Consider the following 23,309-nt stretch of genomic DNA (forward strand, 5'->3'; position numbering starts at 1 on the left):
AACGGGGCACCGGCGCCGCGCCCCGGATGCGGGCGCCCGCGCCCGGGCGGACCTTCGGGGTATGCGGAGGTTCACCATGCGCTCGCCACTGCTCACACTCTGCGCCCTGCTCGCGCTCTGCACGGCGGGCGGCGCCGTACTCGCCCCGCCCGCCCGCGCCACGGCGGCCCGTCCCGTCGCGAGCGGTGGCGCCGCCGAGATGAGCGGCCCCCAGGCGGTCGGCCTGGTCCTGGCCGGCGGCGCGATACTGATCATCGCCGGACAGCTGCTCCGGCTCCGCCTCCGCATCCGCCGCGAGCGCCAGGGCGGCGGCACCGATGAGGACTGAGCCGCACCCCGTCCGGCCCCTCACCCGCCCCGCAGACCCGCCCCCGCGCGCCGCGCCCCGCACGGAGCCCGAGCCCGGCCACGGCCGCCGGCTCACCGGCGCCGCCTGGGCGGTGCTGCTGCTCGGCCTCTGGCTCTGGGGCGGCGACGCCGCCGGCCGCGCGGACGCCGCCCGGTCCGCCACCACCGGCGACATCGCCGCCGTCGGCCGCCCGCCCGGCCCGGCGTCGCCCCGCGCCCGCCCGCCGCTACCCGCCACCGCCGCCCCGCGCCCCCTCACCGTCCCCGCCCTCGGAGTCGTCTCGGCCGTTCTGACCAGCCACGGAACCGGTGACGGCATGCGCTGAGGCGCCGGATACGGACATACGACGAAGGCCCCCACCGAAGTGAGGGCCTTTCGCCTGTCTGTGCGCCGCCAGGGACTCGAACCCCGGACCCGCTGATTAAGAGTCAGCTGCTCTAACCAACTGAGCTAGCGGCGCCTGCTGACCTGAAGAACTTTACACGACCTTCCCGGGCGCCTTTGACCACCCGGGGCCGTCCCGGGCCTTTTCATGCCTCCAGGGCCGGTGAGGTGCGTCACAGAGGTGCGTCGGCTCCGGAGGGCGGCCGGTCCCGGCCGGGCCAAAGTCCCGTGATCTTGGGACCTTCGGCAGGTGGGGCGCCCGCCACGGTCTGTGAGGATCGAAACCACGGCATTGCGCCATTGGCCGGACCGCCGACGTGCGGCCCGGGGCGCCCCTTGCGAGGCTGGGACGGGAGCGGGGCGAGGCGCGAGCGGAGGAGGCGAGTGCAGTGATGGGGTGTCAACGCGCGTTGCGGGCGGGCGGGATGAGGACGGCGCCGGCCGCCGCGGCCCGCCGCCGGGCCCGGGTGCCGCACCGCGCCGGCGCCCCCGGAGCGTCCGTACGGGCGGCCGCCACGAGGCGTTCGGCGCGATGGTCTCCGTCACTCGTTACCTGCCTTTTGCAACCTCTTCACGCCCCCTCACGTCTGCTAAGACGCGCACCCCACCCGGGTCCGCCGGGACCGTCCCTCCCTCGGAAAGGTTGATCGCCATGGTGTCGACAGCCAAGCGCACCCTCGACATGTCCCTGCTGCTCGGCCCGGACGACGAGGTGCCGGTGGCGGGCCGGTTCAGCTACCGCAGCGACCGGCCGTACGAGGTCGAGGTCGCCTTCATCAGCCGCGGTGTGACGGCCGCGACCTGGGTGTTCGCCCGGGAGCTGCTGCTGGGCGGGGTGCACGGCGAGGCGGGCGAGGGCGACGTACGGGTGTGGCCGCAGACCGCGGCGAACGGACGGCGCCGGGTCCACATCGAGCTGTTCAGCGACGACAGCGTCTGCGAACTGTCGGTGCGGGCCCCGGAACTGACCGCCTGGCTGGAGCAGACGGCGGCCATCGTGCCGCCCGGCGAAGAGGACCGGTACCTGGAGCTGGACACCCACCTGGCCCGGCTCCTGGCGGGGAAGTGCTGAGACGGCGATGACTGTGACGACGGTGAGGACGACGATGACGACCGGGACCACGACCGCCGAAGCCCCGGAGACGGCCACCCCCGCGCGGCGCCGCCCGGCCGCGCCGCCCGCGCAGCGCACCGGCCGGCCCACGACCGTCCCCCGGCAGGGCTCGGGGCCCGAGCTGCGGGCGGCCGCCGGAGCCGCGCCCGGCGACGCCGACACCCGCGGCGACGCGCGCACCCACGACCCGCGGGCACACGGCTTCCTGCCCGAACGGCCGCCGGTCCGCAGCATGATCGGGACCTGGACCCTGCTCGACGCGCTGGCGCGGACGGCGGCCCTCGCGCCGAGCGCCGCGGACGCCGTCGCCGCGGTCGAACGCTCCGGCCGCGCCGGGGAGCTGACCGCGCTGCGGCAGCGGGTCTCCCGGCTCTCCCCGCGCAACGCCGAGGCCGCCGCGATGCGGATCGCCGTGATCGCGGTCGCCTGCGGCTGGTCCGGGCTCGACCCGCAGGCCCCGGCCGCCCGCCGGTGCGCCGACGGCGGCTTCCTCGACCTGTGGTCCGCCATCGCCCACCGCATCGACCACGACCAGTTCGTCGCGCTGCCCGCGCTCTCGCTGCACAACTGGGCGCCGGAGCGCAAGCCCCGCCGCCATCTGCCGATCGACCAACTCGCCCGCACCGAACAGCTGGTGCCGATCGTGCGCTGGGCACCGGAGGGCGAACCGCTCTGCCGCCTCGACCGGTTGATGCTCGCCGTGACCCGCCTGGAGGCGCACGGCATCTGGCTCTTCCGCCTCGCCGAAACCCTCGCCGGCCGCGCGCCCGACGACTCCTCCACCCCGACGGCCCTGCGCCGCCTGGTCCGCATCCAGCACGCGCTGCGCGCCCAACTCTGCGAGGAGGCCGCCGAGTTGGCGGACGCCCCGGCCACCGCCCGGCAGTCCGAGGTGATCGGCACGCTCGCCGGTCAGGGCGCCCTGGAGCCGCCGGTGCTCCAGGCGGCCGACGCGGTCCTCGGCATCGGCGGACGCCGCATGGGGGAGGGCGGCCGCCAGCTGCTCCGCCGCCATCTGCCGGCCCACCACCGCGCCTGGCTCAGCGCCATGGACCGGCACTGCGCCCCGGTCCGCACCCTCGCCCACCGCGGCGGCCCCGACGCCGCCGTCTACCGCGAGGCCCAGGAGTCCCTGATCGCCCTGCGCCGCACCTACACCACCCTGGTCCAGGCCGCCGCCGGCCCGGCCCCCGCCTACGCCGCCGCGGCCGCCTGACCGCCCCCGGCACCTCGCCGCCCCGTCCGCCGCCCCCGCGGCCGTACGGCCCCCCCGGCCGCCCGCCCCGCTCCCGTAAGGGATCCCGCAGGGGCGGCGGCCTTTCCCGTGGGCCGCCCGCCGCCGTCGGTTGCTTGCCCGGCCCCCGCCGATTTCGGCCGTGTGCCGACGCCGCCCGCCTGCCCGGCCGCCCTCGCCCCGGCCGCACCGGATCATCCGGCCCGAGGCCGTCCGCCCTGGCCACGCCCGGTCCCGCCGCCTTCCTCCCGCCGCGCCGCCCGTCGCTGCCGCGCCGAGCCGATCCGGCCGTGTCCCGCCGCCTGGGAGACGGAACCCGGAATCCCGGTTGTTATTGGTCTGGACATGTCGAGCATCCGCTCGTAGCCTCGCGTTGGTCTAGACCGCATCGCACATTCCCCTGTCGTTGGAACTCCCCACGTTCTCCAGGAGCGAACTATGCGCAAGAGGTTCAGTGCCGCCCTGATCGGGCTCGGCGTCGTCGGCGCCTCCCTGCTGTCCACCAGCAGCGCCTCCAGCCACGGCTACAGCGACGCGCCGGTCAGCCGCCAGTCGCTCTGCGCCCAGGGCACCGTCAAGGACTGCGGCGCCATCCAGTACGAGCCGCAGAGTGTCGAGGGCCCCAAGGGCTTCCCGGCCGCCGGCCCCGCCGACGGCAAGATCTGCTCCGGCGGCAAGGACGGCTTCGCCCAGCTGGACGACCCGCGCGGCGGCGCCTGGCCCGCCACCAAGCTCACCGGCGGCCAGGGCTACACCTTCCAGTGGCGGCTGACCGCACGTCACGCCACCACGGACTTCCAGTACTTCATCACCAAGGACGGCTACGACCCGAGCAAGCCGCTCACCCGCGCCGACCTGGAGCCCGAGCCGTTCATGACCGTCCCGATGGGCGGCAAGCAGCCGGATGCCACCTGGCAGCAGCAGGGCACCGTACCCACCGGCAAGAAGGGCCACCACATCATCCTGGGTGTGTGGAACATCGCCGACACCGGCAACGCCTTCTACTCCTGCTCGGACGTCGACCTCTCCTGACCCGTGACCGCCGTACGGCGGGCCCGCCGACGCGGGCGCCCCCACCGGCGGATGCCCGGGCGCCGTCCGCCCCGGCCGTCCGTCCGCCGCCCCGTCCGGCCCCGCCGTGCGGCCCCCGGCCCGGCTCGCGCGTCCCCGACCCGTACGGGATCCCCTACGGGTGGCGGGCCGGGCACCTTCGCGGAGGCCGGACGTCCGGTCGGGATGACCCCGGCCATGCTCCCCGTACGCCCCCTGTACGCCGGGACGGAACCGGCCACCGCGCACGTGCAGGGGCGCACGCCGGTGCCGGAACGCCGAAAGGGGCGCCTCCGGAAAACCGGAGGCGCCCCTTTCACAGGTGCGCCGCCAGGGACTCGAACCCCGGACCCGCTGATTAAGAGTCAGCTGCTCTAACCAACTGAGCTAGCGGCGCGCGCTGACAAAAGAAATACTACCTGCTTCCCAGGGGTGCTCCTGACCACCCCGCCGGCCGCGCCCCGAGACGCCCCGCCGCAGGTCAGATCGCGAGCGACAGCAGGACCGGGGTGGCCCGACGGTTCAGCGCGTCGGCCGCCTGCCGCAGCCGGTGGGCGTTCTCCAGCGGCATCGACAGCGCCAGGCAGCCCACCGACGCACCCGCCGTGATCGGCACCGCGGCGCAGACCGTGCCCACGGCGTACTCCTGGATGTCGAGCACCGGGACCGTCGGCGGCTGGCTGTCGAGCTTGTGCAGCAGGATCTTCTCGTTGGTGATCGTCCGAGAGGTGAGCCGGGCGGTCTTGTGCCGGGCCAGATGGTCCTTGCGCCCGTCGTGGTCCAGCTGCGCCAGCAGGCACTTGCCGACCGCGCTGGCGTGCGCGGTGCGGCGGAACTCCGCCCACTCGTTGACCTTGGGGGCGAGCGGACCGTCCGCGTAGTGCAGGATCTTGACCTCGCCGTCGATGTACCGGCTGATGTAGACCGCCGCGCCCACCGAATCCCGCAGGTCGTCGAGGGTGATCTGGAGCTTGTCGCGGAGCGCCTGATCGCGGTCGCCGCCGGTGCCGAGCAGCAGGAGCGATTCCCCGACCACGTACGAGCCGTCCGGCAGCTGCTCGATGTACCCCTCGCGCCGCAGCATCGTCAGCATCTGCGCGAGATGGGTGGCGGGCAGGTTGGTGTGGCGCGCGATCTCCACATCGCTCACACCGCCGCTGTGCCGGGAGACCGCTTCGAGCACGCGCAGGGCGTGCTGCACCGAAGCGAACGGCGCGGTCGGATCGGGCTTCAGCGCCACGGTGGCCCCCTAGCAGGTCGGTACCGCTTGCGTCGTATCCGCCGCCGTCGGGCGCGAGCGGCGCGGGCCGCCGGCGGTTCCCGGACGGCGGGACTTCTATCACGATAGCGGCCAACGACCCCCGATGGAGAGGGGCTTGACCGAAAACCACGCTGCGCGCGGGGCTCGCACGGGCGTTCCGTGGGACGGCATATGCCATGGTCACGGGCGTGTGGCGGGCGCCGGACGGACCGGAGCCCGGCCGCCGGGACGGGGCCGGGCTCCGCTGAGCGGCGCAGTCGCCGTCACAGCACCGCGCCGAGGAACTCCCGGGTCCGCGCGTGCTCGGGGTCGGTGAAGATCTTCTCGGGCGGACCGGACTCGATGACCCGGCCGGCATCGAACATCAGCACGTCATCGGAGATGTCCCGCGCGAAGGACATCTCGTGGGTCACGCAGAGCATCGTGATGTCCGTGGTGCGGGCGATGTCCCGGAGGACGTCGAGCACTCCGGCCACCAGCTCCGGGTCGAGCGCCGAGGTCACCTCGTCCAGCAGCAGCACCTGCGGGCGCATCGCCAGCGCGCGGGCGATGGCCACCCGCTGCTGCTGACCACCGGAGAGCTGCGTCGGGTACTTGTCGAGGTGCGCGGTCAGCCCCACCAGGTCGAGCAGCCCGCGCGCCCGCTCCTCCGCCTCGTCCTTGCCGAGCCCCAGCACGTGCACCGGCGCCTCGGTGATGTTGCGCAGCACCTTCATGTTGGGGAAGAGGTTGAACTGCTGGAACACCATGCCGATGTTCTTGCGGACCTCACGGATGTGCTTCTCGCCGGCGGGTATCAGCCGCCCGCCCTTCTCCTCGTGGGTGAGATAGGCGTCGCCGACCTTGATGGTGCCCTCGTCCGGCGTCAGCAGCGTCATCAGCAGCCGCAGGATCGTCGTCTTGCCGGAGCCGGACGGGCCGATCAGCGTGACGTGCTTGCCCGCCGAGACGGTGAAGTCCAGCGCGTCCAGGACGGTGTGGGACCCGAACCGCTTGGTGACGCGGTCGAAGCGGATCAGCTCGGTGCCGCCGGCGGAGCGGGCGGCGTCCTTCGGAAGGTGCGTGTCAGCGGACAAGGCGGCGCTCCAGGGCTCGCAGGAGGAGGGAGGTCGGGTACGAGATCACGATGAACAGCACGCCGACGACGGTGATCGGCTCCATGTAGTCGAAGGTGGTCGCGCCGATGGTGTTCGCCTGGAAGAGCATGTCGCCCACGGTGATGGCGGCCAGCATCGGCGTGTCCTTGAACATCGCGATGACGTAGTTGCCGAGCGCGGGGACCACCCGGCGCAGCGCCTGCGGCAGGATCACCGCGGTCCAGGTGCGCCGGCGCGGCAGGTTCAGCGCGACGGCCGCCTCCCACTGCCCGGCGGGGACCCCGTCGATCCCGGCGCGGTAGACCTCGGCGGTGTACGTCGAGTAGTGCAGCCCGAGCCCGATGACGCCGGTGACCAGCGGGGAGAAGGTGAGTCCCCAGCTCGGCAGCACGAAGAAGAGGAAGAAGAGCTGCACCAGCAGCGGGGTGTTGCGGACGAATTCGACGACCGCGCCGACCGGCCAGGTCACCCAGCGGCTCGGCGAGCGCAGCGCCAGCGCCCAGACCAGGCCCAGCGCGAACGAGACCAGCGACCCCAGCAGCGTCGCCTCGACGGTGACGCCGAGGCCCTTGAGCAGGTCGGGCAGGATGTCGCCGACGTACCCCCATGACCAGGTGTTCACGGCTTGCCACCTCCGGCGGCCGGTGCGGCGGTGCCCGCGATCGCGGGGGTGCGGGTCAGCAGGCCGCCGGAGGTCTCCGGGGCCTTCCCGACGGACGCCTTGGCCCGCCGCTCCACCAGCCGCATGATCCGGGTCACCACGAACGCGATGACGAAGTAGAGGACGAGGATGATCCCGTAGACCTGGGCGCTCTCACCGGTGGAGAGCCGGGCGAGCTTCGCCTCGAAGGTCAGCTCGCCGATGGAGAGCAGCGACGCCAGCGCGGTGCCCTTGAGCAGTTCGACCAGCAGGTTGGTGAACGGCGGCATCATCTCGGGGAACGCCTGCGGCAGCAGCACCTTCCGCATCCGCTGCCAGGGCGTGAAGCTCAGCGCGACGGCCGCCTCCCGCTGGGCCGGCGCCACCGCCGCCAGCGCGCCGCGCACCACCTCGGAGCCGTACGCGCCGTAGGACAGGCCGAGGGCGAGGGTGCCGGCCCAGACCCCGGCCAACTGCCAGCCCAGCAGCGGCAGGGCGAAGAACAGCCAGAACATCAGGACCAGCGCCGAGGTGCCGCGGAAGATCTCCACGTACGCGCCCGACAGGAAGCGCACCGCGCGCAGGCGGGAGGTGCGGGCCATGCCGACGCCGAACGCGACGGCGGCGGCCAGCGCGGCGCTGTAGACCATCAACTGGACGGTGATCCACACGCCTTTGAAGAAGAGTTCCCACAGTGCTCCGGTCACCGTTTGCACAGCTCCTTCGTCGTGAGATCGGTCATGAAGTCCTCGGTGAATCCGAACGGCCTCACCAGGCGCAGGAGTTCACCGCTCCGCTTCATCGCGTGCAGCTCGCGGTTGAACGCGTCGCGCAGCCGCGTCTCGCCGATCCGGAAGCCGTAGCCGCCGCCGTCGCGCTGCGGCACGCCGGCCACCTCCGGGGTGAACGGTTCGGTCATCTCCACCCGCGGGTGACGGCCGGTCCGCAGCGCCTCGATCATCGCGAGTGCGGTGCCCGCGAAGCAGTCGATGCGGCCCGCCTCCAGCGCCTCCAACCCGGCGATCGTGTCGCCGTAGGTCTGGACGGTGCTCTTGTGCACGCCGTTGCCGACCGCGTAGTCCAGCTCCGCGTAGCCGACGCCGGTGCCCATCCGGAACCCGCCGCGGGCGATGTCCCGATAGGAGTGAATTTTCTTCGGATTGCCCTTCGGGACGAGAAATCCGTCCTTCGACTCGTAATCCGGATCGGAGAAGAGGACCGCCTGGCAGCGGGCCTTGTTGATGAACATTCCGGCCACGATCACGTCGAACTGGAAGGAATGCAGACCCGGGACCAGGGCGCCGAATTCGACCGGTACGGGCTCGAAATTCCGGACACCCAGTTTCTTGAAGACGGTCCGGGCGACGGCGGGTGCCTCGCCCGTCAGCTCGCCGTTCCTGTCGATGTACGCATAGGGCGCCTCACCGGCGATCCCCATGCGTACCGTGCCGCGCTCCCGCAGATCATCGAGGAGATGCCCCCCGTCCGTGGCGCCGGTGACATCGACCCGGGCGCACCCGGTCGCCGCCGTCAACGCGCCTGCCGCACCGAAAGCCGCCGCTCCCCTCAACAGCGAGCGGCGGCTCATTCCTCTGACACTGATGCCTGAATCTTTCCCCTGTGGTGGAGCCATGGGCGCGCGGCTACCCGAACTGTTCGAACGTATGCCGATTGTTTCCGGCCCTTGACGGAACTGCCGCCCGTGCGTGGCGTAATTCCCTTATCGGTGGCTACGGTGAGAGTGCCGGATACGCCGTATCGAGAACTGCATGGGTGATTGGCGGCCGTGTGCGGCGGTGTGGGCCGGTACGTCGCCGGGATGATCGGCGCGCGTTTTCCGGGTGCCGATCGGAATTCACCGATTCGCCCGGCGCCGCCCTCCCGGATCCCGGGCGGCGGGGCGGATAGGCAGGCGGTAGGGCTGGCCCGCAGGGCCCCGCCCGGGGAGCGCCCCGCGTCGCCCCGCGGACCGCGCCCGGCATCCCACGGACCGAAGGAGGGCCCATGGCCGACCGTTACCTCGACGTCTCGCTGGACAAGCGCGGCGTCCACTGCACCGCCCGGCTGCTCGACGACCGCGCCCCGCTCACCTGCGCCGCCGTCTGGGACGCGCTGCCGCTGGGCGGCGACGTCTACCACGCCAAGTACGCCCGCAACGAGATCTACACGCTCCTCGCGCCGTTCGCCGCGCAGGAACCGCCGCTGGAGAACCCCACGATCACCCCGATCCCCGGCGACCTGTGCTACTTCACCTTCAGCGGCACCGAGTTGGCCACCTCGTCCTACGGCTACGCCGACGGGTCGAAGGCCCACGGCGGGCCCACCGTCGTCGACCTCGCGCTCTTCTACGAACGCAACAACCTGCTGATCAACGGCGACGCGGGCTGGGTCCCCGGCATCGTCTGGGGCGCCGTCGTCGAGGGCCTCGACCGGATGGCCGACGCCTGCCAGGACCTGTGGCGGGCGGGCGCGGTGGGGGAGACCTTGAGCTTCCGGCGGGCGTAGGCGGCGGGCGCGGGCGTGCGGGGCGGGAGAGCGGGGCGCGCGGGCGCGGTCCGCACGACCGGGGCCCGGGCCCGGCGCTCGGGCCTGGGCCCGCCCCGCTCAGGCCCTCCGCCGCACGCCCCGCCCCCTCACCCCCAGGCCGCCGGAATCTTCGCCGCGCCCGCCTCGTACAGCGCGTGCGACGCGCGCAGGACCAGCGCGTCCTCGTGGCGGGCGGCGATCAGCTGGACGCCGATCGGCAGTCCGTCGCGGTCCAGCCCGCAGGGGACCGTCGCGGCGGGCTGCTGCGTCATGTTGAACGGGTAGGTGAACGGCGTCCACCCCGTCCAGCGCTCCAGCCCGGAGCCGGGCGGCACCTCGGCGTCCGCCGCGAACGCCGTGCCCGGCAGCGTCGGCGTCACCAGCAGGTCGTACGTGGTGTGGAAGCGGCCCATCGCGGTGCCGAGCGCCATCCGGGTGTCGACGGCGGCCAGATAGTCCAGCGCGCCGTACCGGGCGCCGAGGGCGCAGATCTCCGCGAGCCCCGGGTCCAGCAGCTCCCGCCCGGCCGGGTCCAGATGCTCCACCACCCGTGCCGCCCCGCTGAACCACAGCACATGGAACGCCTCCACCGGGTCCGCGATCGGCGGATCGGCCTCCTCGACGTGCGCGCCCAGCGCGGCCAGCGTCTCCACCGCCGAGCGCACCGCCGCCGCCACGTCCGGCGCGACCGGCACGTCCCAGCCCAGCGTCGGGCTGTACGCGATCCGCAGCCCGGCCACCGGCTCGGCCAGGGCCGCCTGGAACGAGCCGGTGGCGGGCCCCAGCTGCGACCAGTCGCGCGGATCGGGCGCGCTGATCACGTCCATCATCAGCGCCGCGTCCGCCACGTCCCGCGTCATCGGCCCGACGTGCGACAGCGTCCCGAACGGGCTCGCCGGGTACAGCGGCACCCGCCCGTACGTGCCCTTCAGCGCGAAGACGCCGCAGAACGACGCGGGGATGCGGACCGAGCCGCCGCCGTCGGTGCCCAGGCTCAGCGGCCCGGCGCCCAGCGCGAGCGCCGCCGCGCTGCCGCCGCTGGAGCCGCCCGCGGTGCGCGAGGGGTCGTACGGATTGCCCGTCACGCCGTTACGGGGGCTGTCGGTGACGCCCTTCCAGCCGAACTCCGGGGTGGTGGTCTTGCCGAGGAACACCGCGCCCGCCTCCCGCATCCGGGCCACCGACGGCGCGTCCTCGTCCCACGCCGCGCCGTCGGGGGAGAGCGTCAGCGAGCCGCGCAGGGTCGGCAGGCCTTGGGCCAGCAGCAGGTCCTTGACGCTCACCGGCACCCCGTCGACGGGCCCCGCCGGGCGCCCGGCGCGCCAGCGCTCCTCGGACGCGCGGGCCCCGGCGAGCGCCCCCTCGGCGTCGATCAAGGCGAACGCGTTGCTCCGCTCCTGCGCGGCCCCGGCCCGCTCCAGCGCGGCGGCGACCGCCTCCACGGGCGAGAACGCCCCGGCGGCGTACCCGTCGATGAGCTGCCGGGCCGAGAGCGTGGCGAGCCGGTTCGGTGCTGTCATGGGGCGTCCTCCGGTCGGGCGGCCGCCCCGGGGCGGGGGCGGGGGCGGATGGCGGCGGTCGGTCGGGCGGGGCCGGCGCCCGGGGCGGACGGGCACCGGGCCCGCCTCAGCGCACCGGGACGTAGCCGAGCCGTTTGTCGACGACGTTCTCCAGCGGTTCACCGGCCGCCCAGCGGTCGAAGTTGTCCACGAACTGCTCGGCCAGCGCCTCGCGCCAGCCCAGCGTGTCGCCGCTCATGTGCGGCGAGACGATCAGCCCCGGCGCGTCCCACAGCGGGCTGTCCGCCGGCAGCGGCTCCTGCTGGAAGACGTCGAGGGCGGCGCCGGCGAGATGCCCGGAGCGCAACGCGGCGACGAGGGCGTCCTCGTCGACGAGCGGCCCCCGGCCGACGTTGACGAAGTGGCCCCCGGGGCGCATCGCGGCGAACGTCTCCGGGCCGAACAGGCCGCGCGTCGCATCGGTCAGCGGCGCCGCGCAGACGACCCAGTCGGCGCCGCCCAGCAGCGGACGCAGCGCCCCGGACGCCCGGACCGTGCCGAACTGCGGATCGCCGGTGCGCTCCCGGCGGCCCACCAGATCGACGGTGACCCCGAGCGCCTTGAGGGTGGTGCCGACGGCCCGGCCGATGGGGCCCGAGCCGACCACCACGGCGTGCGTTCCGGCGAGCCGCCGGGTGTCGCGGTGCTGCCAGCGCCGCTGCCGCTGCAACTCCCAACTGCCGTGGAAATCCTTGGCCATGGCCAGGACGAGCCCGGCGACGTACTCCGCGATCGGCTGCTCGAAGACGCCGCGCGCGTTGGTCACCAGCGTGTCGTCGGCGACCAGCGCCGGGCACAGCAGCCGGTCCACCCCGGCGCTCGCGGTGTGCACCCAGCCGGGCCGCGGCCCGGCGACCGGCCAGGCCTGACGGATCGCATCGGAGGTGAAGTCCCAGGCCAGCAGCACATCGGCGGTGCGCAGCCGGTCGGCGAGCGTGGCCGCGTCGGCGTGCACCACCCGGGCCCGGCCGGTGAGCCGGTCCAGCTTCGGCGGCGGGTCGGAACCCAGGACGAGGACGGTGCTTTCGGGCATGGGCCAAAGCCGTTCTGAGACGTGGGCCGGGCGGGGACCGCGGGGCGACGGGCCCCACGGGCAGCGTACGGCGGCGGACGGAGGCGGGCCGGTCGGCGAGCGCGGGGGGACCGGGGGAGCGACGGGACGACAAGAGGCCGAGGAATGTCGGAGATGTGAGGATTGACCACGCTAAGAAGTCGTATCTACCGTGTCAACAACGGCACTGTCCCGACGTCCCGGCTCGTCACCGGCTGCTTCCTTCCTCTCTGGCCACCGTTTGGCCACTGCCCTTCGTATCTCCTAGGGGCTTACATGGACGTCTCCTTTCTCGGTGGCCCTCAGCCCCAGCTCGGCGTGGGCGTCGTCGCACCGTTCGACTTCGCCCTCGACCGCGAGCTGTGGCGCTGGGTACCGGACGACGTGTCCCTCCACCTCACCCGTACCCCGTTCGTCCCCGTCGAGGTGAGCCTCGACCTGGCCCGGATGGTCAGCGAACACGAAACGCTGCGCTCCGCCGTCGAGGCGCTGAGCGCGGTCTCCCCGCAGGTCATCGCCTATGCCTGTACGTCCGGAAGTTTCGTCGGCGGGCTCGCGGGCGAGCGGGCGATGACGGCGGCGATGGTCCAGGCGGGGGCGGTCCCCTCCCTCACCACCTCGGGCGCGCTCATCGAGGCGCTGCGGGAGCTGGACGCCTGGCACGTCGCCGTGGTCACGCCGTACACGCGGTCGGTCACCGACTCCCTGGAGGCGTTCCTCGGCGAGGCGGGCATCACGGTCACCGGGCGCGCCTACCTCGGCCTGACCCGGCACATCTGGCAGGTTCCCTACCGCGATGTCGTCGCCATGGCCCGCACCGCCGTGGGCGAGGGCACCGACGCGCTCTTCATCAGCTGCACCAACCTCCCCACGTACGACGCCATCCCGCAGCTGGAGGCGGAGCTGCGGATGCCGGTGGTCTCGGCCAACCAGGTCACGCTGTGGGCCGCGCTGCGGGCGATCGGCGTCCGCGCCGTCGGGTCGTACCAGGCGCTGCTCGACCCGGTGGCCCGCGCCGGGCCCGCCGGGATGACATCGGCACCGCCCGCCCCGTCCACCCCGGAGGTGCCCGGCAGCCGGCCGGACGCACCGCCGGACGACGTCCCGCAGGTCCCGCCCGAGGCCGACGCCGCCGCCCCGGCGGACACCCCGGCGGAATGGGACCCCGCAGCCCCGGCGGAGCCGGCCCCCGCCCCGCCCGGGGAACCGCAGACGGGCGCCGACCCCGCGGAGGGCCGCACGCGAAAAGCGCGCGCCCGACGGGGAGGCACCCGCCGCTGAACCCGGAGCAGTCCCCGGGCGCGCGGACCACGGCCCGCGCGCCGTCCGAACCCGCCGGTGCGCCGGCCCCGTCCCCCGACCCGAGCCCCCAGCCAAGGGAGAACCGCATGACCACGGTCGGCTTCCTCTACCCCGGCCACTCCGCCGAGGACGACTACCCGCGCCTCGCCGCCCTGCTCGGTGGCGGCATCGCCCTGCCCCTGGTCCACACCGACATCGGCGAGGACGCCCACCGGGTGGACGCGCTGCTGGAGATGGGCTCGGCGGCGCGGCTCGCCGCCGGCGTCGCCGCGCTGCGCGCCCTGGGCGCCGAGGCCGTCGTCTGGGCCTGTACGAGCGCCAGCTTCGTCTTCGGCTGGGAGGGCGCCCAGGAGCAGGCCAGGGAGCTGTCCGTCACCGCCGGGCTGCCCGCGTCCAGCACCTCCTTCGCCTTCACGAACGCGGTCCGGGCGCTCGGCCTGCGCCGCGTCGCGGTCGCCGCGACCTACCCCACCGACGTCGCCGAGCTGTTCCGGGCCTTCCTGAAGGCGTCCGGCACCGAGGTCGTCGCCACCCGGGGCAGCGGCATCGTCACCGCCGCCGAGGTCGGCACCTGGGGCCGCGACGACGTGCTGGCCATGGCCCGGGCGGGCGACCACCCCGCCGCCGAGGCGGTCCTGCTGCCGGACACCGCCCTGCACACCGCGGCGTATCTGCAGGACCTCGAAACGGAGCTGGGCAAGCCGGTACTCACCGCCAATCAGGTGACGGTCTGGGAGGGCCTGCGCCTGCTCGGCCGCACCGTCGAACGCCCCGCCCTGGGCACGCTCTTCACCACCGCCGCCCATCGGGAGGGCTGAGCGGACCGCCACCCACCGGGAGCGGCGCGCGGCCGCGTCACCCGGTACGCCTCCGGTGCCCCCGGCAGCCCAAGGGCCGGGGGCACCGCCACGCCGCCCGAGAGCGGATTCACGGGAACGGGTGAACCGGATCCGGGAATAACCGGAGCTGTTCTCCGGTTATCGTGTCCGCAGACCGGCGAAGCGAGGAGGCCCCGCCCGTGAGCGGCGACAACGACCAGCAGCAGTCCGACGAGATCCGCGGCACCGCCCTGGGTGACGCGCCCGTCCCCCTGTCCGTCCTCGACCTCGTGACGGTCGGCGCGGGCAGCTCCGCGACGGACGCCGTCCGCACCGCCGTCGACCTCGCCCGGACCGCCGAGCGCCGCGGCTTCCACCGCTACTGGGTCGCCGAGCACCACTCCATGCCCGGCGTCGCCTCGTCCTCCCCGGCGGTCCTCCTCGCCCATCTCGCCGCGCACACCGACCGCATCCGCCTCGGCTCCGGCGGCGTGATGCTGCCCAACCACGCGCCGCTGGTCATCGCCGAGCAGTTCGGCACCCTGGAGGCGATGGCCCCCGGCCGCGTCGACCTCGGCCTCGGCCGCGCCCCGGGCACCGACGGCGCCACCGCCGCGGCCCTGCGCCGCACGGAGCGGCTCCACGAGGGTGCGGATGAGTTTCCCCAGCAGCTCGCCGAGCTGACCCGCTTCCTGGACGACACCTTCCCCGACGGTCACCCGTACGCCCGCATCCACGCGGTCCCCGGGCCCGTCCAGGCGACCGCGCCCGGTGGCGTGCAGTCCGCGCACCGCCCGCCGCTCTGGCTCCTCGGCTCCTCCGGCTTCAGCGCCCGGCTGGCCGGGACCCTGGGCCTGCCGTTCGCCTTCGCCCACCACTTCTCGGCCGCCAACACCGTGCCCGCCCTCGACCTCTACCGCGCCTCCTTCCGCCCCTCCGAGGTGCTCGCCGAGCCGTACGCCCTGATCGGCGTCGCCGCGCTCGCCGCCGAGGACGAGCGGGAGGCCCGCCGCCAGGTGATGACCGGCGCGCTCTCCATGCTCCGGCTGCGCACCGGCGCCCCCGGCCTGGTGCCGAGCCCCGAGGAGGCCGCCGCGTATCCGTACAGCTCCCATGAGCGCGACTTCGTCGACGGCTGGCTCGCCAACATCGTCCACGGCACCCCCGACACAGTCCGCCAGGGCCTGGACGACCTCGCCAAGCGCACCGGCGCCGACGAGCTGATGCTCACCGCCAACGCCCACGGCGGCGCCACCCGGCTGCGCTCCTACGAGCTGATAGCCGACGCGTACGGCCTGCCGCGCGACTGAGGCGGCCCCGTACGGGCCGGGGCGCCGGCCCGGGCCGTCCGCGTCCCCGTGCCCGCCCGGCGCGGGGGCGCGGTCAGAAGTCGTCGGTGCGGCCGCCCGCGTCGAGCAGGGCGGTGATCCGCTCCGGGGCCAGCGGCCGGGCGTAGAGCCAGCCCTGGCCGGTGTCGCAGCCGATCCGCCGCAGCCGCGCCGCCTGCTCGGCGCTCTCCACGCACTCCGCGGTGACGGTCAGCCCGAGCCGGTGCGCCAGCGCGACCAGCGCCTCCACGATCGTTTCATCGGCCGGATTCGGATGCTCCTGTGACCGGAAACCGCTGACGAACGAGCCGTCGAGCTTCAGGACGGAGACCGGCAGCCGGCTGAGGTAGGCGAGGTTGGAGTAGCCGGTGCCGAAATCGTCGATGGCGATCTTGACGCCCATGTCGCTCAGCGCCTGCAGCGCCTGGAGCGGCCGGCCGGCCGAGCCCATCACCGCCGACTCGGTCAGCTCCAGCTGCAGCAGCTCCGGCGGCAGCTCGGTCGCCGCGAGGATCCCGGCCACGTCCGCGACGAGGTCGGAGTCCCAGACCTGACGCACGGCCACGTTGACGCTGACGAACAGCGGCCGGGCGGCGGGCCGCTCCAGCTGCCAGGCGCGGGCCTGCCGGCAGGCGGTCTCCAGCACCCAGCGGCCCAGTTCGACGATCGCGCCGTTCTCCTCGGCCAGCGCGATGAACCGATTCGGCGCCAGCGTGCCGAACTGCGGATGACGCCAGCGCACCAGCGCCTCCACGCCCTCGGCCCGCCCGTCGCCCAGCCCCACCAGCGGCTGGTACTCCAGCGTGAACTCGCCGCGGTCCACGGCCGGGCGCAGCGTGCTGGACAGCGCCTGGCGGGTCATCCGGTGCGCGTTGCGCTCGGGGTCGAAGAGCGTCCAGCGGGCCTTGCCGTCCTCCTTGGCCCAGTACAGCGTGGTGTCCGCCGCCTGCATCAGACCGGTGGCCGTCGTGCCCGCCGCGGTCCGCTCGACCACGCCGATGCTGGCCGACACCGAGAGCCGCTGCCCGGCCAGGTCGAACGGCTGCTGGAGGGCGTCCAGCGCGCACTGCGCCAGCTCCGCCACCTGGTCGGTGCCGGTGGAGTTCTCCACCAGCAGCGCGAACTCGTCACCGCCGAGCCGGGCCACCAGATGGCCGCGGGCGGAGCCGTCACCGCGGGCGCCGGTGCGCTCCGCACAGCGGCTCAGGCGCTGCGCCACCGCGCTCAGCAGCCGGTCGCCGACGCGGTGGCCGAGCGTGTCGTTGACGGCCTTGAAACCGTCGAGGTCGAGGTAGCACAGGCCGATGCGGCCGGTCCCCGACGGCTCGAACGACGCGGCCTCCAGCGCCGCCGACAGCCGCTCGAAGAAGAGCGCGCGGTTGGGCAGCCGGGTCACCGGGTCGTGCATCTGCAGATGCCGTACCCGGGCGAGCAGATCGTGCCGGTCGCTGCTGTCGGCGACGGTCAGCAGGAACCGTTCGCCGTCCGGCAGCGGTTCGACGCCGACCTCCACCCAGAGGGTCTGGCCCGCCGGGTGCTTGAGGCGGCGGGTGCAGCGCAGCCGGTCGCTGCGGCCGCACAGCACCTCGCGGTAGGCGGTCCACAGCCGGGGGTCGGAGCCGAGATCGGCGAGGTCCGCGGCGGCGGCCGAGGTGAGCCGCGCGGGGTCGGTGCCGAGCAGTTCGCCGAAGGCGGGGTTGGCCGCGATGATCAGGCCGTCGCCGTCCAGCAGCGCCATCGGCAGCCGGGCGGCGTGGAACGCGGCGCGGTAGTCGCCGAACGCCGTGGCCGGGCCCTCGTGGGCGAGCGCCGGGAGACGGCCCGCCTCGCGCCGCTCGGCCCGGACGCCGGATTCGTTGGTCGTACCCTTACGCTCCGTCACGGAGTCAAGCGTCACTCCGGGCGTGCGGCCCGGCCTGTCGGGGTGTCCGCTCACTGCTCGCTCCCGCATGGCGCTGGTCTCGTGACGGAGGGGGGAATCCGCGCTGGAAAGTGTGGCGATCATAGAGGCTGCCGCAGCGGGCGAGCCAGCGACAGCGCCGTGATCATCGGCACGGGTGACGGAAGTTCAGCCAATTCTGCCCGGCTGTGTTCGCCGGAGTACGCCGGAATCACCGTGAGGGACGCGTGTGACGTTCCGTGACGGCACGGCGGTGGGGCGCCGCTCACTCCGCTGGCCGCGGAAACAGGACGAACAGCTTTAAAGCATCACAGGGTGGGTGGGGTGTCCGAATCCCGTCCCCGGAGGTCGATGTGGTGCGCCCCCAGACGCCCGACAGGGCCGAACCCCGGCGGCTGCGGCGCGTCATGGCGGTCGCCACCTCGCTGACCGCGCTCATAGCGACCTCGATCGTCGCCGGACCCGCCACCGCCTCGGAGGCCACCCTCTCGTGCGCCCTCGGCCGCACCGACGCCCATCACTCCGAGGGCCTGGACACCTGGAACACCGCTTACCCGCGCCCGCGCGGCACGCTCGACGCGGTCATGATCTTCCTCTCGTTCCCCGACTCCACCCCCGTCGCCGGTGCCGGTGAACTCGCCCGGAACTACTTCCCGGCCACCTCCCGCTTCTTCGACCGCGCCTCGTACGGCAAGTTCCGCCTCCGGCCGCACCTCCACCGCAGGTGGGTACGGATGCCGCACCGCTCCACCGACTACGGGATACGGCGCGACTGGGCGGCCGGCAGCCGGGCGGCCTACCTCCGCGACGCGGTCGCCGCCGCCGACCCCACCATCGACTACAGCCGCTACGACATCGTCTACTTCGTCGCCGACCCGGACGCCCCTGGCGTCGACTCGGACGCCACCAAGGTCGTCAACCTCGACCAGCCGATGCGCGCCGACCACACCGACCTGCGGCGCTTCGTCACGGTCTTCGAGCAGAACCCGCCGGACCGCAACGTCCTCGCCCACGAGACCAGCCACGTCTTCGACCTGCCGGACCTCTACCACCGCCCCGAGCGCGGCAAGGGCGACTGGGACACCTACGTCGGCGACTGGGACCTCATGGGCAGCCAGTTCGGTCTGGCGCCCGACCCGTTCGGCTGGCACCGGTGGAAGCTCGGCTGGCTCACCGACAACCAGGTCGACTGCGCCGGACTCACCGGCACCGGCTGGCACACCCTGCGCCCGCTGTCCGCGCCCATGGAGCCCGGCGACGAACGCCGCTCCCGGCTCCTGGTCGTCCGCACCGGACGGGACACCGCCCTCGCCGTCGAGGCGCGCGACGCGAGCGGCAACGACCGTACGGTCTGCCGCGAGGGCGTCCTCGTCTACCGGGTCCGCTCCGCCACCGCCTCCGGCTCCGGCCCCGTCCAGGTCCTCGACGGCCACCCGGCCACCTCCGCCTGCAACGGCACCTCCGTCCACCCGCCGCTCGCCGACGCCCCGCTCGGCGTGGGCGAGAGCCTGCGCGCCGCCGCCGACGGAGTACGGGTGGAGGTCGAGGGGCGCACGCCCTCGGGCGACTGGACGGTCCGGATCACCCGCGCCTGAGCGCCGCGCCCGCCCGCCCCGCACGCACGACGAAGGCCCCCACCGAAGTGAGGGCCTTGTCTGTCTGTGCGCCGCCAGGGACTCGAACCCCGGACCCGCTGATTAAGAGTCAGCTGCTCTAACCAACTGAGCTAGCGGCGCCTGCTGACGTGGAAGACATTAGCACCCGGAAGGGGGAGGACGAAAATCGGATGCCCGGCGGCCGGAGGCTCAGTGGGAGGTCAGCGCGGTGGCGGCCCGCTCCGGGGCCCGTCCGGAGGCGGCCCGGACCGGGTGTTCCGGGAGCACGGCGTACCCGGAGACGGTCTCCGCGCGGGCGGCGCGCACACAGGCCCACAGCAGGACGTCGGGCCCCGGCAGCCACGGGGAGCGGACGTCGGGGGCGACCAGCCACCGGGTGGCGGACGGCGCGGCGCCGTCCGCCGTCCCGGCGCCCGGGTGCAGCGGCGGGACGGTCACCGCGTCCCCGCTGCCGTGGCACAGCAGCGGCGGCACGGCGGCCGCCCACTCCTCCCACTCCAGCAGCGCGGGCAGCCGCTGCGCCGTGCCGGGCGCGGTGAAGAGCAGGATCCGGCCCTGGTGGGCGGCGACGGGGCCGGAGCCGGGGCCGTCCGACCAGAGCCGGTCGACCATCCGGCGGCCGAAGAGCGCGGGCGCGTTGATCACGTCGAAGGCGGTGCCGCACGGCAGCACGCTCGGGGCGGCGGGCCGCTGCGCCCACAGGGAGCGCACGGCTCCCGGACGCGCGCTGGCGGAGGCCAGCCAGTCGGCGCCGGCCAGGGTGACGTACGAGGCGGTGGGGAAACCCGGGGACGCCGGGGCGGAGGAGGTGTCGGACTGCCAGTCGCTCATGGGGACAGGTCTACCGACGGGCCGGGGGCCTGTGCGGTGGAATTCCGAAACCGGGACACTACGGGTCGGTAGGGGGTATCTTCCCCGCGCGCATATGCCGTGGGCTCATGGAGGACGCCGTTCCACGGGCTCCCGGGGCGCTTCCGGAGGCGTACCGGCGGCCCGTACGAGGCGGTCCGCCCCGGAGCGCGCGCCGGGCCCGGCGCCGGGCCGCCCCGGTGGGCGCCCGGCCCGCGGCCGTGCCGGTCAGTCCCCGCCGTCGGGGCGGGCGGCGCCGTCGCGCATCAGGCTCCGGCCGAACTCGACCATCTTTTGTGCGTAGTCCTCCGTCCACTCCGCGCGCTCGGCGAGCGCCGCCGGCGACAGGCGGTCGAAGCGCTTGGGGTCGGCGAGCTGCGCGGCGGCCAGCGCCTGGAACTCCGTCGCCCGGTCGGCGGCGGCGCGGAAGGCGAGCGCCAGCTCCGTGGAGCGGCCCAGCAGCTCGTGCGGATCCGCTATCGACTCCAGGTCGAAGAAGTGCTCGGGGTCCGCCGTGGCCTCGGGCGGTTCGAAGAGCAGCGGCGCGGGCCGCATGCGCCGGGGCGCCGCGCCGCGCGGGTCGGGAGCCGGTCGCGGCTCGGACATGAAGGTACCTCCAGGGTTCGAGTGCCGCATTCCATTCTCCCGCGCCGCGCAAGGGGGCGGGCGCACCGGGCACGGGGCCGCCGGCGCGCGCCCGCATCCGCGCGCCCGCCCGCCGTCCGCGGCACCGTCACGGCCGCCACCCCACCCGGTGCTCGGCGAGCCGGGCGAGCACGGCGTGGTGGGTCTCCCAGCCCTGGGAAAACAAGATCACCCAAGTTGGTGCCCGGGGCGGAGGTGACGGAAAGTAGACGTATACCCCATGCGCGGCTCTTGCCTGGCATGCGCGTCCTCAAGGTTCGGCGTATCAGCCGCGACACCGAGGGCGGCTCGGCCCTTGCGCGGCAAGAGGGAGAGCTGGACCAGGCGGTAGCGGAGGGCCGCTGCCCCGTGGCCGGTGAGGTCGAAGACGTATGCGTCTCTGGCGCGGTCAACCTGGATGACCGGCCGAAGCTTGGCCGCTGGATGAAGGACCCGCTCTGGTACGAGTGGGACGCGATCATGGTGACTTCGCTGGATCGAGTCACCCGCGATCAGCACCACTGGGACAGGTTCGCGGAGCGCTGCCACAAGGGCGGCAAGGAAATCGTCTGCCAGGACGACCCGGGTCTCGACATCCACACGCCCACCGGCCGGATGATCGCCTACATCAGAGCCTGTAACGCGATCTTGAGGGCTCGTGCAGGCAAACTGCGGCCGGCGCCATCGCCCCGGTTTTGGGTGGAAGCGATACATCCGGGGAAGCGCGAGCTGGTCAGTCGGCCCGGCCGAGATCCTTGCCGTAGCAGATCTCGATATACGGACCCGTGCAGTACGCCGGGATCTCGTGGTAGCCGTGGCGGACGTACAGCGAGCGGGCCTCGACCAGGTCGAGGCGGGTGTGGAGGACCATCCGGGAGGCGCCGAGTAGGCGTGCCTCGTTCTCCAGCAGCTCCAGCAGGAGGCCGGCGCCCTTCTTGCCTCGGAAGGCGGGACGCAGGTAAAAGCGGGTGAGCTCGGCGTGCTCAGGCACGCGCGGAACCAGTCGAGTTCGCCCGCCGCGTTGAGTTCGGCGAGCGGAATGCGGTGAAGCCGGTCGAAGACCCCAGCCTGCTGCCAGCGACCCAGGCGCCGCCAGCAGGTCTGTCCCGAACGGTCGAATCGTCACATCGGTCACGCCCAACCAGGCCACTTCAACAAGATCGTGTTACGAGCTTTAAGGAATGAATTGACCAATCGGACGGGTTTGGCGAACTGGTTTCCGGCATCGAAACGGAGATGAACCAGGCGCTGATTGAGAAGCGAGGGGCTGCCGCAGTCGCCCTGGTTCGAATCGCTGGAATCGTCTACACGGAGGCGATAGGGGCTGGCGTCCCTCACGTTTTGGCGCAGGATATGGCTACCGACTATTGGACCAAGGAGATGCGTCCGGACACTGTTGCCGCCTCTGATGGCCCGGGTGAGGACAACTGAGACCTGTCCGATTTGGCGAGACAGGCGGGGCATCTGGTGCAGAGCAGGCTCGGCGACGGAGCCCATGTAACCCGTCAACTCATGACTCTGCGCGAGCGTAGGCTCTACCATCCTGGTGGATGAGAGTGTTGCGAAGTCGGTGACGCACTGGGGCGTGGGGACTTGATGGATGCTGAACTCGTCGGCCTGATTCAGGCGGCTGGGGCAACTGCCAGCTGCGCGGGGGACATGTGAGGTTGTGCCCGCACCGAGACGACGCCGTAGCGGTGTGGTGTTTATATCAGGCAGGCCGAGACCAGCGCGTCACAGGAAGGTGAGCCCGCGATGGAACGACCGCTGGAGGGCGGTTCCGGTCCGCATAACGAAGGCCATGCATCGGATCAGGGGAGGGTTTACCAGTCCGCGGGGGACCAACAGATCACGGAGAACCACTACCACTACCCGGTACGTCGTAAGAGGCTGCGGCGAGTCGCCCAGTGGAACATACCCCGGTCATGGCGGCCAGTTCTTCCTTTCGCAGCCCCGATTGTTGTCGTCCTCGGCGTTATTCTCGTGGTCAAGGGTTGGTCATTTGTTCACGGTTCGCCCGGTGACGGCGGAGGCATGGCAGCTAAACAGCCACATGGCGGACCGTCTTTATCTGCTCGGCCCACCGATAGTCCAGCCCCTTCGGAGCCTGCTCGTTCGTGGACCCCGAGTGCTTCGGCGCCCGCTCGTCCGTGGCCCCCGAGCCCTGTGCCGGCCGGTGCCCGGTGGTTCGGAGAATTGAAACTGACCACCGTCGACCTGGACAAGGTTCCGCCGAGGGTGATGGACAATGGCGATGAGCAGAACATCAGCTTCAGCGTTAACTATCAGCCTGTGCGCGATGGCGCGGGTGCTGAGATCGAGGGCCTGCGAATCCTTTGGGACACGAAGGATTCGGTCGCCCTCTGGGAAGATGCCGACGAGCCCACGCCAGAGCAATGCATGGACCGTATTGGCCAGCAGGGATCACATTCCCTTCCGCTTGCCGAGGGTGACCGCTTCTGCGTCAGCTCATGGGATGGACGAGTCGCCCTGGTTGACGTCGGAGCATATGACGAGACCCTTGAGGCGTACATGGGAAAGGTCATCGTGTGGCCGCCCTGCCGAAAACATTGCAGCAGCCTCCCTCATGGCTAGAGAACCGCCCCG

General features: G+C 73.1%; 21 protein-coding genes, 3 tRNA genes and 2 pseudogenes. 12 read left to right on the forward strand and 14 right to left on the reverse strand.

All coding sequences use genetic code 11. From position 1 onward, the window contains the following. The first annotated feature begins 76 nt into the window (after positions 1 to 76). Both ABT345_RS22245 and ABT345_RS22250 read left to right on the forward strand, forming a co-directional pair. Positions 77 to 328, forward strand: a complete 252-nt coding sequence (locus ABT345_RS22245; RefSeq protein ID WP_345084602.1) for a hypothetical protein — start codon at positions 77 to 79, stop codon at positions 326 to 328. Continuing rightward, positions 318 to 674 carry a hypothetical protein gene (locus ABT345_RS22250; protein WP_345084599.1) on the forward strand — a complete coding sequence of 119 codons (357 nt, stop codon included), beginning with the start codon at positions 318 to 320 and terminating at the stop codon, positions 672 to 674. The genes ABT345_RS22245 and ABT345_RS22250 overlap by 11 nt, the downstream gene beginning before the upstream one ends. Positions 675 to 735: 61 nt before the next feature. Here the strand turns inward: ABT345_RS22250 and ABT345_RS22255 are convergent. Next, positions 736 to 809 (reverse strand) — tRNA-Lys (locus ABT345_RS22255). Positions 810 to 1,385: 576 nt separating this feature from the next. Here ABT345_RS22255 and ABT345_RS22260 point away from each other — a divergent pair. From ABT345_RS22260 to ABT345_RS22270, 3 genes are all read left to right on the forward strand, one after another. Continuing rightward, on the forward strand, positions 1,386 to 1,805 hold the full coding sequence (locus ABT345_RS22260; RefSeq protein WP_345084596.1) for an SsgA family sporulation/cell division regulator: 420 nt from the start codon (positions 1,386 to 1,388) through the stop codon (positions 1,803 to 1,805). 34 nt (positions 1,806 to 1,839) lie between these two features. Beyond that, positions 1,840 to 3,063: a hypothetical protein gene (locus tag ABT345_RS22265; protein WP_345084593.1), complete on the forward strand. Its 1,224-nt coding sequence runs from the start codon at positions 1,840 to 1,842 to the stop codon at positions 3,061 to 3,063. 456 nt (positions 3,064 to 3,519) lie between these two features. Next, complete coding sequence (locus ABT345_RS22270) at positions 3,520 to 4,113, forward strand: lytic polysaccharide monooxygenase auxiliary activity family 9 protein (protein ID WP_345084590.1); 594 nt, start codon at positions 3,520 to 3,522, stop codon at positions 4,111 to 4,113. Positions 4,114 to 4,454: 341 nt separating this feature from the next. On the opposite strand, the gene ABT345_RS22275 is transcribed toward ABT345_RS22270, so the two are convergent. From ABT345_RS22275 to ehuB, 6 genes are all read right to left on the reverse strand, one after another. Further along, a tRNA-Lys gene (locus ABT345_RS22275) sits at positions 4,455 to 4,528 on the reverse strand. An 84-nt stretch (positions 4,529 to 4,612) separates the two neighbouring features. Then, positions 4,613 to 5,371, reverse strand: coding sequence for an IclR family transcriptional regulator (locus tag ABT345_RS22280; protein ID WP_345084587.1), 759 nt, complete (start codon positions 5,369 to 5,371; stop codon positions 4,613 to 4,615). Positions 5,372 to 5,655: 284 nt separating this feature from the next. Continuing rightward, positions 5,656 to 6,468 carry an ectoine/hydroxyectoine ABC transporter ATP-binding protein EhuA gene (gene ehuA / locus ABT345_RS22285; protein WP_345084584.1) on the reverse strand — a complete coding sequence of 271 codons (813 nt, stop codon included), beginning with the start codon at positions 6,466 to 6,468 and terminating at the stop codon, positions 5,656 to 5,658. Beyond that, the gene (ehuD, locus tag ABT345_RS22290) at positions 6,458 to 7,111 is read right to left on the reverse strand and encodes an ectoine/hydroxyectoine ABC transporter permease subunit EhuD (RefSeq protein ID WP_345084581.1); all 654 of its coding nucleotides are present in this window, start codon (positions 7,109 to 7,111) and stop codon (positions 6,458 to 6,460) included. Before ehuD ends, ehuA begins: the two co-directional genes overlap by 11 nt. Next, the gene (gene ehuC, locus ABT345_RS22295) at positions 7,108 to 7,836 is read right to left on the reverse strand and encodes an ectoine/hydroxyectoine ABC transporter permease subunit EhuC (protein WP_345084578.1); all 729 of its coding nucleotides are present in this window, start codon (positions 7,834 to 7,836) and stop codon (positions 7,108 to 7,110) included. Before ehuC ends, ehuD begins: the two co-directional genes overlap by 4 nt. Further along, a complete protein-coding gene (gene ehuB / locus ABT345_RS22300) occupies positions 7,833 to 8,717 on the reverse strand; it encodes an ectoine/hydroxyectoine ABC transporter substrate-binding protein EhuB (protein WP_345084575.1) in 885 nt (294 codons plus the stop codon). The genes ehuC and ehuB overlap by 4 nt, the downstream gene beginning before the upstream one ends. 416 nt (positions 8,718 to 9,133) lie before the next feature. Here ehuB and ABT345_RS22305 point away from each other — a divergent pair, with 416 nt between their 5' ends. Further along, positions 9,134 to 9,634, forward strand: a complete 501-nt coding sequence (locus ABT345_RS22305) for a DUF3830 family protein (RefSeq protein ID WP_345084572.1) — start codon at positions 9,134 to 9,136, stop codon at positions 9,632 to 9,634. A 128-nt stretch (positions 9,635 to 9,762) separates the two neighbouring features. Here the strand turns inward: ABT345_RS22305 and ABT345_RS22310 are convergent, their stop codons facing one another. Together ABT345_RS22310 and ABT345_RS22315 are read right to left on the reverse strand one after the other, a co-directional pair. Next, complete coding sequence (locus tag ABT345_RS22310) at positions 9,763 to 11,175, reverse strand: amidase (RefSeq protein ID WP_345084569.1); 1,413 nt, start codon at positions 11,173 to 11,175, stop codon at positions 9,763 to 9,765. Between the two features lie 106 nt (positions 11,176 to 11,281). After that, entirely contained in the window at positions 11,282 to 12,247 is a 966-nt protein-coding gene (locus ABT345_RS22315) for a D-2-hydroxyacid dehydrogenase (RefSeq protein ID WP_345084566.1), read from the reverse strand. Positions 12,248 to 12,541: 294 nt separating this feature from the next. Here ABT345_RS22315 and ABT345_RS22320 point away from each other — a divergent pair, with 294 nt between their 5' ends. The 3 genes from ABT345_RS22320 (at position 12,542) to ABT345_RS22330 (ending at position 15,695) form a co-directional block, all read left to right on the forward strand. Further along, positions 12,542 to 13,546, forward strand: a complete 1,005-nt coding sequence (locus ABT345_RS22320; RefSeq protein WP_345084563.1) for a maleate cis-trans isomerase family protein — start codon at positions 12,542 to 12,544, stop codon at positions 13,544 to 13,546. 107 nt (positions 13,547 to 13,653) lie between these two features. Further along, positions 13,654 to 14,385: a maleate cis-trans isomerase family protein gene (locus ABT345_RS22325; protein WP_345084560.1), complete on the forward strand. Its 732-nt coding sequence runs from the start codon at positions 13,654 to 13,656 to the stop codon at positions 14,383 to 14,385. Between the two features lie 200 nt (positions 14,386 to 14,585). Continuing rightward, complete coding sequence (locus ABT345_RS22330) at positions 14,586 to 15,695, forward strand: LLM class flavin-dependent oxidoreductase (RefSeq protein ID WP_351323136.1); 1,110 nt, start codon at positions 14,586 to 14,588, stop codon at positions 15,693 to 15,695. Between the two features lie 73 nt (positions 15,696 to 15,768). Here ABT345_RS22330 and ABT345_RS22335 read toward each other — a convergent pair whose 3' ends face one another. Then, positions 15,769 to 17,664, reverse strand: a complete 1,896-nt coding sequence (locus ABT345_RS22335; RefSeq protein WP_386460406.1) for a putative bifunctional diguanylate cyclase/phosphodiesterase — start codon at positions 17,662 to 17,664, stop codon at positions 15,769 to 15,771. A 302-nt stretch (positions 17,665 to 17,966) separates the two neighbouring features. On the opposite strand from ABT345_RS22335, the gene ABT345_RS22340 reads away from it, so the two are divergent. Continuing rightward, a complete protein-coding gene (locus ABT345_RS22340) occupies positions 17,967 to 19,208 on the forward strand; it encodes a M6 family metalloprotease domain-containing protein (RefSeq protein ID WP_345084551.1) in 1,242 nt (413 codons plus the stop codon). Positions 19,209 to 19,275: 67 nt separating this feature from the next. Here the strand turns inward: ABT345_RS22340 and ABT345_RS22345 are convergent. From ABT345_RS22345 to ABT345_RS22355, 3 genes are all read right to left on the reverse strand, one after another. Further along, positions 19,276 to 19,349, reverse strand: a tRNA-Lys gene (locus tag ABT345_RS22345). A gap of 69 nt (positions 19,350 to 19,418) precedes the next feature. Next, complete coding sequence (locus ABT345_RS22350; RefSeq protein ID WP_345084548.1) at positions 19,419 to 20,060, reverse strand: bifunctional DNA primase/polymerase; 642 nt, start codon at positions 20,058 to 20,060, stop codon at positions 19,419 to 19,421. 246 nt (positions 20,061 to 20,306) lie between these two features. Beyond that, on the reverse strand, positions 20,307 to 20,684 hold the full coding sequence (locus ABT345_RS22355; RefSeq protein ID WP_345084545.1) for a DUF8844 domain-containing protein: 378 nt from the start codon (positions 20,682 to 20,684) through the stop codon (positions 20,307 to 20,309). A 279-nt stretch (positions 20,685 to 20,963) separates the two neighbouring features. Between ABT345_RS22355 and ABT345_RS22360 the strand changes: the two are divergent. Then, positions 20,964 to 21,332 (forward strand): annotated as a pseudogene (locus tag ABT345_RS22360) (recombinase family protein); the annotation flags it as partial. A 103-nt stretch (positions 21,333 to 21,435) separates the two neighbouring features. On the opposite strand, the pseudogene ABT345_RS22365 reads toward ABT345_RS22360, so the two are convergent. Beyond that, a pseudogene (locus ABT345_RS22365) lies at positions 21,436 to 21,687 on the reverse strand (GNAT family N-acetyltransferase); the annotation flags it as partial. A gap of 1,211 nt (positions 21,688 to 22,898) precedes the next feature. On the opposite strand from ABT345_RS22365, the gene ABT345_RS22375 reads away from it, so the two are divergent. After that, entirely contained in the window at positions 22,899 to 23,297 is a 399-nt protein-coding gene (locus tag ABT345_RS22375) for a hypothetical protein (protein WP_345084542.1), read from the forward strand. Positions 23,298 to 23,309 lie beyond the last annotated feature (12 nt).

The organism is Streptomyces sp. NPDC000404, from assembly GCF_040300365.1.
Classification (GTDB): domain Bacteria; phylum Actinomycetota; class Actinomycetes; order Streptomycetales; family Streptomycetaceae; genus Streptomyces; species Streptomyces ramulosus.

What these genes read in the sequence shown, in the direction of transcription:
- ABT345_RS22320 (WP_345084563.1), top strand. Translation starts at nt 12,542, where the DNA reads ATGGACGTCTCCTTTCTCGGTGGCCCTCAGCCCCAGCTCGGCGTGGGC.
- ABT345_RS22350 (WP_345084548.1), bottom strand. Translation starts at nt 20,060, where the DNA reads ATGAGCGACTGGCAGTCCGACACCTCCTCCGCCCCGGCGTCCCCGGGT.
- ABT345_RS22315 (WP_345084566.1), bottom strand. Translation starts at nt 12,247, where the DNA reads ATGCCCGAAAGCACCGTCCTCGTCCTGGGTTCCGACCCGCCGCCGAAG.
- ehuB (WP_345084575.1), bottom strand. Translation starts at nt 8,717, where the DNA reads ATGAGCCGCCGCTCGCTGTTGAGGGGAGCGGCGGCTTTCGGTGCGGCA.
- ABT345_RS22310 (WP_345084569.1), bottom strand. Translation starts at nt 11,175, where the DNA reads ATGACAGCACCGAACCGGCTCGCCACGCTCTCGGCCCGGCAGCTCATC.
- ABT345_RS22355 (WP_345084545.1), bottom strand. Translation starts at nt 20,684, where the DNA reads ATGTCCGAGCCGCGACCGGCTCCCGACCCGCGCGGCGCGGCGCCCCGG.
- ABT345_RS22260 (WP_345084596.1), top strand. Translation starts at nt 1,386, where the DNA reads ATGGTGTCGACAGCCAAGCGCACCCTCGACATGTCCCTGCTGCTCGGC.
- ABT345_RS22335 (WP_386460406.1), bottom strand. Translation starts at nt 17,664, where the DNA reads ATGCGGGAGCGAGCAGTGAGCGGACACCCCGACAGGCCGGGCCGCACG.
- ABT345_RS22270 (WP_345084590.1), top strand. Translation starts at nt 3,520, where the DNA reads ATGCGCAAGAGGTTCAGTGCCGCCCTGATCGGGCTCGGCGTCGTCGGC.
- ABT345_RS22325 (WP_345084560.1), top strand. Translation starts at nt 13,654, where the DNA reads ATGACCACGGTCGGCTTCCTCTACCCCGGCCACTCCGCCGAGGACGAC.
- ABT345_RS22250 (WP_345084599.1), top strand. Translation starts at nt 318, where the DNA reads ATGAGGACTGAGCCGCACCCCGTCCGGCCCCTCACCCGCCCCGCAGAC.
- ABT345_RS22245 (WP_345084602.1), top strand. Translation starts at nt 77, where the DNA reads ATGCGCTCGCCACTGCTCACACTCTGCGCCCTGCTCGCGCTCTGCACG.
- ABT345_RS22265 (WP_345084593.1), top strand. Translation starts at nt 1,840, where the DNA reads ATGACGACCGGGACCACGACCGCCGAAGCCCCGGAGACGGCCACCCCC.
- ABT345_RS22305 (WP_345084572.1), top strand. Translation starts at nt 9,134, where the DNA reads ATGGCCGACCGTTACCTCGACGTCTCGCTGGACAAGCGCGGCGTCCAC.